The organism is Meridianimarinicoccus marinus (assembly GCF_040689105.1).
Taxonomy (GTDB): Bacteria; Pseudomonadota; Alphaproteobacteria; order Rhodobacterales; family Rhodobacteraceae; genus Meridianimarinicoccus; species Meridianimarinicoccus marinus.
This window is the reverse complement of sequence record NZ_JBFBVU010000103.1, coordinates 1-367: the sequence shown is the minus strand read 5'-3', so window position 1 is coordinate 367 and position 367 is coordinate 1. Positions and strand designations below refer to the sequence as shown.

Below are 367 nucleotides of genomic sequence, written 5' to 3'. Positions count from 1 at the left end.
TGAACTGGCCCCCATTTCGCCCGGACATCTTGGCTTGAGCCAGGAGGCTTAAGGATAGCCTTAAGCACGTGCTGATGTCTGAGATTGAAATCATCACCGATGGCGAGCGTCGTCGGCGCTGGTCTGCGGCGGAGAAGCTGCGGATCGTGGAAGAGACCCTGTATGACGGCGAGAGTATTTCCGCCGTTGCCCGCCGCAATGGCGTGGCACCCAATCTGCTGTATCGTTGGCGCAAACTGATGCTCGAAGGGGGCAGTATCGCCGTGACAGGGGACGACAGCGTCACAAGCAACAAGACGGTGCGCGAGATGGAAGCCCGCATCCGCGAACTTGAACGCCAGCTCGGACGCAAGACGCTCGAGGTGGA

At 59.9% G+C, this 367-nt stretch carries 1 protein-coding gene; it reads left to right on the top strand.

The features are described from left to right. Positions 1–74 precede the first annotated feature (74 nt). Positions 75–367 (top strand): transposase (locus AB0T83_RS20370; protein ID WP_366195017.1); only part of this gene is annotated, 293 nt, incomplete at its 3' end.